Source organism: Chamaesiphon polymorphus CCALA 037, from assembly GCF_003003845.1.
Taxonomy (GTDB): domain Bacteria; phylum Cyanobacteriota; class Cyanobacteriia; order Cyanobacteriales; family Chamaesiphonaceae; genus Chamaesiphon; species Chamaesiphon polymorphus.
In genome coordinates this window covers 1-7,355 of record NZ_PVWO01000289.1, presented here as the reverse complement: position 1 = coordinate 7,355, position 7,355 = coordinate 1, and the positions used below count along the sequence as shown (strand labels likewise).

4 protein-coding genes are annotated in these 7,355 nt (G+C 40.6%); 1 reads left to right on the top strand and 3 read right to left on the bottom strand.

The annotated features are described in order from the left end of the window. Positions 1 to 433: 433 nt before the first annotated feature. Complete coding sequence (locus C7B77_RS19245; protein ID WP_106308466.1) at positions 434 to 1,192, top strand: IS1 family transposase; 759 nt, start codon at positions 434 to 436, stop codon at positions 1,190 to 1,192. Between the two features lie 415 nt (positions 1,193 to 1,607). Here the strand turns inward: C7B77_RS19245 and C7B77_RS19240 are convergent, their stop codons facing one another. The 3 genes from C7B77_RS19240 to C7B77_RS19230 all read right to left on the bottom strand — a co-directional run bounded on the left by C7B77_RS19240 (position 1,608) and on the right by C7B77_RS19230 (position 7,297). Beyond that, positions 1,608 to 2,270, bottom strand: a complete 663-nt coding sequence (locus C7B77_RS19240; RefSeq protein WP_106308463.1) for a hypothetical protein — start codon at positions 2,268 to 2,270, stop codon at positions 1,608 to 1,610. An 80-nt stretch (positions 2,271 to 2,350) separates the two neighbouring features. Further along, positions 2,351 to 3,070 carry a DUF416 family protein gene (locus tag C7B77_RS19235; protein ID WP_106308460.1) on the bottom strand — a complete coding sequence of 240 codons (720 nt, stop codon included), beginning with the start codon at positions 3,068 to 3,070 and terminating at the stop codon, positions 2,351 to 2,353. Positions 3,071 to 3,088: 18 nt separating this feature from the next. Further along, complete coding sequence (locus C7B77_RS19230) at positions 3,089 to 7,297, bottom strand: RHS repeat-associated core domain-containing protein (RefSeq protein ID WP_106308457.1); 4,209 nt, start codon at positions 7,295 to 7,297, stop codon at positions 3,089 to 3,091. Between the last annotated feature and the right edge of the window lie 58 nt (positions 7,298 to 7,355).

Below are 7,355 nucleotides of genomic sequence, written 5' to 3'. Positions count from 1 at the left end.
GGGTAATAGATCGGGGTTAATCGAAAAAGTTTGTAGTTGTTCGGTGCGATTTTCCACGATGTTTCCCCTGAAAATTACGACTTGGTACAGCCACCGCTGCGCGATCGAGTGTCCAACTCTACATTGTATTTGGGCTATATGGGAATCTACCTGAGTGAGAACACGGATCTTTTTTCAATTGACAACGAATTACCCCAGTTCCAGTTGATAATCGATCGCGAACTGCACCTATTACACTTGACAGCGATCTGCTCCTGTGTCAACTGTCTATTGTCAATTGCGGTCGAATTGATGAAAGTGGAGAAATGATTCCTGCACCTGATAGTTGAATTGTATTAGTGCGATCGCCCACGAACCCCCAAGTGTTCTAGATCTGTTGTTAGTCGCGAAATTTGCTTGAATAGAGTGGTCGATATTTCAAACTTTCAATGTCATGGTATTAGAGCCAGTTTGTTGTCCCAGGTGCGACGAAATTGAGGTAATTAAGCATGGTAAAACTGCCCAAGGCAAACAACGTTATCGCTGTCAACAACTAGAATGCACGCTCTCTGCTTTTATTTGCGATTATAGTTATGCTGCCTACTCGCTCCAAGTGCAGCAGCAGATTGGTGAGATGGCAATTAATGGTAGTGGGATTCGAGATACTGCCAGGGTGCTGGGTATCAGTCCGACTACTGTGATTAACACTCTCAAAAAAAGTCTCCAGTTGCCAGCAATAAATATGGCGGTATTGGAGCGATTGCAGCCAACTCAAACCATCGTGCGGTTGTGTATGGCAGAAGATTCAGATTTAGAAGCAGAGGTAGATGAGATGTGGAGCTTCGTGCAATCCAAGAGTCAGCAGCGTTGGCTCTGGTGGGCAATCGACCACAATAGTGGTGAGGTGTTGGCATATGTGTTATCGGATCGGAAGGATAAGGCTTTTATCGAGTTAAAAGCTTTGTTAGAGCCTTTTGGGATTATGCAATTTTATAGCGATGGATGGGGTGCCTACGAACGGCATATAGATCCTGTTTTTCATACTGTTGGCAAGCGGAACACTCAAAAAATTGAGCGCAAGCATTTAACTTTGCGAACGCGGATTAAACGATTGGCTCGGAAGACGATTTGTTTTTCTAAGTCAGTTGTGATGCACGATGTGGTGATTGGACTGTTTATAAATCGAGTTGCTTTTGGTTTAACTATTCCTTGAACAACAGATCTGGAACACTACCTAACGATCGAGTCGAGCGTTTGAAGTTCGCTCGATCTCCGTCCCAATGAGAATAACTATCGATCGAATATAATCTATCGATAGTTATAAAAGACGATCGATAGTCGATCTCATATTGTTAATGCTCGAACGCGCTGTTCTCACCTCCAAGCGCGATCGCTTGTTACTTCCAAAACGATCGTTTTATATCGATCGATCCCAATGCCAAGGATCGATCGAAAGCATAAATCGTTGGCGTAGCCTACCAAAGGTAATCGAGTCTCCTAAATAGATATCGCTCTAAATAATCACGATCGATCCAATCGCGATCGATTCTAGTATTAGCTCGATCTCTATGACATAAATCCGATCTAACTAATCGCTTGAATTGCGATGTGCAAATGAATATTTAATTTTATTTAGAGGTATTGATGCTATTGATAAAACTACCATGAACAATTTCATCGTAAGCTTGTAAATCTATTTCCCATTCTGGTAAAACTTTCAGTATGCTTTCAGGAGTAGGTGCATCGAATAATTCGTGAGGAAAACTACCTTTAAATGAAACTGCTGAATGTCTTTGATTATCTTTTTCACTTCTGAGTTGAACGTCTTCAATATCAAGATAAAACCATTGAACTTGAGAATTGCGTTCTAATTTATAAGTTATTTTTGTCCCAGACAAATGTGGAGTTGGTTGCGAAGATAAAATTTCAGAGGAAAACAGGTAATTGACAATAGATGGGGCTTCTACTGGAATATTATTTTCTTCGACAGTACAAAAGGTAGAAGGATTGACTCCCAATCCTCTATATCTCATATTTGGTAATGCACGAATAAATCTTTTGACTGTTTCAACAATTGCTAATTGTTTCGGTCTGCGCTCCTGATAAGTTTCTGTAAAGATGATTAGCTGAGGCTCAGTAGTGATACTAATATTATTAGTAAATTGGAGCTGGGATGCGTCAGCTTGATTGATGGGTGGACTAGCTAATTTCCATTCTTGAGAAATGATTCCACTTTGATAGTAAAAGCTTGAATTAATTATCTTTGGATTGCAGTTTTCGACAGCTAGCATGATAGCTATCTCAGTGTATTCTGGATGTAGTAACATATCTTTATAATATTAGATGTGATGTATAACTATTAATCTTACTTCTATTCTAAGTTAGCCCTAACTTCCTCTAAGGAACCTAAAATACCAACACTATCTGTACAAGAACTTGCCCTAAAAGTGGATATTATTATAGGATTTATCTCCGTAACGCTTTTCAAGAATTCTAGATCGGCCAATTCTTTTTGCAACTCTTTTTGTATTAACACATGATTTAAAATAATTAAATCTATTTCATATCTTGTTTTTTCAAGAAATTGCTCTGGATCTGTATTTTCAAGATACATACCCAAATACTCATATATTACAAAAATTATTTTAACAAATATATTTAAGTAGCTGTCAATATCTTTGATTTGAATGTATTTAAGTAAAACATCGATAAAAGATAAAATTGTTTCAGCTATATTTCCATAAAGATTGCCATTGCGACTTTCCCAATAATCTTCAATTTCATCTTCATCTTCGATAGATATTTCGATAGATCGATCGATTAAAGCTGATATCGTCTCTTCGTTTATTTCTAACTCACACAAAAGCTGCCATAAATCATTCAATACAGATTGAAAAACAGACAATTCCTCCCATCCATAGTGACCATCTACTAAGCTATATGTTGGAAGTATTCTCTCATAGCAAGAGCAAAAAAAAGCAATTTGGTGAATAAATGGCATTTTTTTTAGCTCGACAGCTATTTCTACAAAAGGAGTAAAACCTGACAGTGATTTTTCTCGTTCGAGTACTTTTTCTACAGTTAACACCATAATAAGTCAAGTTTCATTTTAAATATTAACAACATGCGGCCCATTGATAGTATTAACTATCATTGTTCTAGTGCTAGGATCTATTGTTACTAAACCATTGACAGAATTATATGATACTTGCCAATCTTTTGGAGCTGGTGATGGCGATCGAGGTATTTTCAATACTTTTTCACTCAGCCCAGTTATTTTATTTTTAACATTTTTCATGTAGTCAAAATCTCTAAAGATTGGGTTTGTTGTAGTAATATTCCTTATTAGCATTTGAGCATAACAGTGAGGACAAATACCTCCAGCATGACTTACTCCAATACCCTCAATAATATATCCTCTTTTTTGCGCCCATTGAATCATATTTAATTCTGCGTGACTTTGATTTTGATTATTTATTATACCAAATCCATCAGATTTAAATTCTGTTAAATTGACATTTGTGGCGATTTCCCCTTGCTCTGATATATTTTTACCTGTTTTAGGATCTAAATTAAAATATTTTCTCTGAATGTCGTGTGTAAAACTTCCCGTGCTAGATGAGTACAAAGTGTAATATTCCCATTCATTAGCGTCTTTGTTAAACTTCCTTGCCCTACCGACGGCAACTGTTCTAGCATCATAAGCACTTCTGTATTCTATTTCACCTGTTTTTTTATTACGAGATCCTCTTGTTGTTTCGGCAACAAGTTGTTTATGCAACGATTCCGCTCTTTCTACTAAAGCTTCATCACTATAGATATATGGTACATGCTTCTTGGAGAACATACTACTATGAGCAGCTCCGATCGTTCCATTAAAACGTTTAAAAGCACTAGCCGCTTTACCAGCACCCTTAATTGCAGCATCAGCAGCAGCACCAAAGACAAAGTTCCCAGCAACAGTCTCAAACAGCTCATTATGTAACGGCTTGCCGTTAATGCCATTCTCAACAATCTTACCAACACCATCGATCCCACTATCCACAGCCCTCTGAGTCAGCGGATTAGACGCAATCTTCCAAGCCAGAGTACTAGCCTGAGTAGCCCTTTGTGCCAACCCAAAACCAATCATCCCCGTCACAAAACTGACACCCACCGAAGCCCAGTTCATATCAGTTTTATCCGTCATCTTATTGACTTGTAACTGAATATTCACATCGATAAGTGCATTCATTACCCCCATCGCCACCATCCCAGCAGCAATTAAAGGAGCAAATAAGATCGTCCCCGTAGGATCGGTATAGTTAGTCGGACTATTATTGACATAGCGATACAGATTCGTATCCCCAGCACTAAAGCCAATCGGATCTTCACTGATAAACCGTCCCAACCCCGAATCGTAATACCGCGCCCGATAGTAATACAGCCCCGTTTCTGCATCCAACTCCCGTCCCGTATACCCAAACCGGAAATCAACCCCAGTCGTCGCAGTCCCATTCCCAAAACTGTCATAAACAAAGTGATTGAGAACATTACCACCCTCATCCACCAAATCCACAACACTACCCTGTCTATCGCCCAAGCTCCAAACAGTAGTCCCCGCACTCACACGGGACAGCACATTATCCGTCCTATTCCCATACAGATACCGCTCCACAATCGTCCCCGTCGCATCAACGACTAGAGCGATATCCTCACCGTCATAAACATACTTCTCCTTCGTAACGCCATTTATCTTCTTGCTGATACGACGATCTGACGCATCATAACCATACTCAAGGCTCGAACCATCGCTCAAATTCACCCGACTCAAACGATTGCGATAATCCCAAACGTAAGTAGTCACCTTACCCGTCGAAATCTCCTCCTTCCGAGTCAGATTTCCCTCATCATCGTACTGATACTGATAAATACCATCGCTCAATACCCGTCGCTTATCGACAGTATCCGTTACCCAACCAGCACGAATTCCCAACGCATTAAAGCTATAACTCTCGTCGGGACGACTAGCATTATCGACAGCAGAAATCTGATTGTCATTGCCATAAGCAACAGTACTAATCCCATCAGTACCATTCTTACCACTCAACCGATTCCCATCATCATAGCCATAGTTATAATTACTAATAACCGTCGAATTAAACTTATTAGTAATATCGAATAATCGACCCGCACCATCATACTGGTAATCGGTAACTAGATGACCGAGATTAGTCACAACAGATCGATCGATCTTTCTTAACTGACTCAACCTGTCATAGCTCATCTCGATAGTCTGAGTCGCTAAACCCACACCAGACTGAATTAACTGAGTCAGTTGATGATTATTGTTATAGGTATAATCTAGTTTGGCAATTGTTGAAGTACCCTGTTTATCCCGACGCTGAGTTAGATCGCCAAATTCATCGTAGTCATATTCAAATCGGACGCTACTATTACTCGTCGCCGCACTAATTAACTGGTAAATAGCATCGTAACTATAAGTGTTAGTCGTATTGCTACTGGCATCATAACTAGATTTGAGATTGCTAACTTTGTCGTAGGTATAGGTAAGTTGAGTGGTACCGCCCCAGGTTTCGGTCGTGAGATTGTCGTTGATATCGTAGGCAAAAGTGCGAGTGCGAGCGTTGCGATCTTTAATTGATAATACTCGTCCCAAACCATCGTAAGCTTGAATGGTTTCTTTGCTCCGTGGATCGATAGTTTTGGTTAATCGATCGAGATTGTCGTATTCAGATTGGGTAAGATTGCCACTAGCATCTTTAATCGATTTAATATTGCCAAACCCGTCGTAGGTATTAATTTGGGTGGTAATGTTATTCGCATCGATAACTTTAGTCTGACGGTTTAATTTGTCATAGTCGTAAGTGGTGGTGTTATTGTTGGCATCGGTTACGGTACGAACGTTGTTAGCCTCGTCGTAGGTGGTAGTGGTGATATGGTTGAGAGGATCGATCGTTTTCTTTTTACGTCCTAATTTGTCGTACTCATACTGGGTAGTGCGGGTAACGATACCACCATCGTTTTGAGTAATGGCAATTGCTTCGCCAAACTCGTTATATGCGGTACGCGTGCGAATATTTTCGGCATCTTTAACCTCGGTACGCCGATTGAGGTTGTCGTAGGTGTAGGTGGTTTTGCGGGTGGGTGTATCGATGATTTCTTTAAGATTGCCAACTGCATCGTAAACGTAGTCGGTATCTTGCAGTTTGGCATCGATGACTTTTTTCTGGCGATTTAGTTCGTCGTATTGATAGAGGGTGGTATTACCTTCGGCATCTTTAGCCTCGATGACATTGCCGACTTCATCGTATCTGGTAATGGTGTTGAGGGTATCTGCACCATAGACGGTGGTTACTTGGGTTTTGCGATTGAGTGCGTCGTAAGTATGGGTGGTGGTTCTCAATCCATTCTCTACTTGCTGTTTGATGTTGCCTACTGCGTCGTAGGTGGTGGTAAATATTCTGCCAATTGCATCAGTGGTTTTGACGTTCCAACCGAGGTTATTAGATTCAAATTGGGTGGTGTGGGTTTCGCCTGTGAGACGGTCTTTGGCGGTGCTGAATGTGCGATTCCCCAGGGAGTTATACTCGAAGGTTTGAGTGTTGTTGTCAGCGTCGGTAATGAGGGTGACTTGGTTTAATCCGTTGTATTCATAACGAGTGATTTGGTTGATGCCTTTAACAATTTTGCTGGTGGTAATAATGTTGTCGCGACTGTCCCGTTTAATAGTTTCGGTGACTGATTCTGGTCGAGCGATGGTGGTAAGATTGAGGCTATCGTTGTAGGTGTATTCGGTTGTTCGATCGTCAACACTACTAATACCTTTGAGTTTTTGTTTCTTAATCCGTCCCAGTTCATCGTAGTCAATGATGGTGGTGTCTGGTAGTCCAACTGTGTTGATGGTGAGTTGACGGTTTAATCGATCGTAATTGTAGTTAGTAATCCGGTTGAGTGCGTCTTCTGTTTGGGTAATATTGCCGCTTAAGTCGTATTTAGTCAGGGTTACCTCATTGAGGGCATTTGTGACTTTGTTGCGGCGATTGAGGGCATCGTAGTCGTAGGTGGTGGTGTTGCCCCGTGCGTCAGTCATGGTGCGAATATTACCGACACCATCATAGGTATAGGTAGTATTTTTACTATCGGCGTCGGTTGTCTTGGCTAAGAAGTTGCGATCGATCTGATAGGTGTAGGTAGTAGTATTGCCGTTACCATCTTTGACGCTCTGGATATTACCATTGGCAAAATAAACCGTTTCATTAACGATTTTGTCAGTGACGCCATCAGCTAAGAATTTGTCTAGTACTGAGCGGCACAAATAACCATATGATTAGAAGAGAGCTTTTTGAGAATAAAGTAATATAGCATATGCCAAG

Excerpts from the sequence above, each read along its gene's own strand:
- C7B77_RS19245 (WP_106308466.1), top strand. The coding sequence starts at position 434 with ATGGTATTAGAGCCAGTTTGTTGTCCCAGGTGCGACGAAATTGAGGTA.
- C7B77_RS19240 (WP_106308463.1), bottom strand. The coding sequence starts at position 2,270 with ATGCTAGCTGTCGAAAACTGCAATCCAAAGATAATTAATTCAAGCTTT.
- C7B77_RS19235 (WP_106308460.1), bottom strand. The coding sequence starts at position 3,070 with ATGGTGTTAACTGTAGAAAAAGTACTCGAACGAGAAAAATCACTGTCA.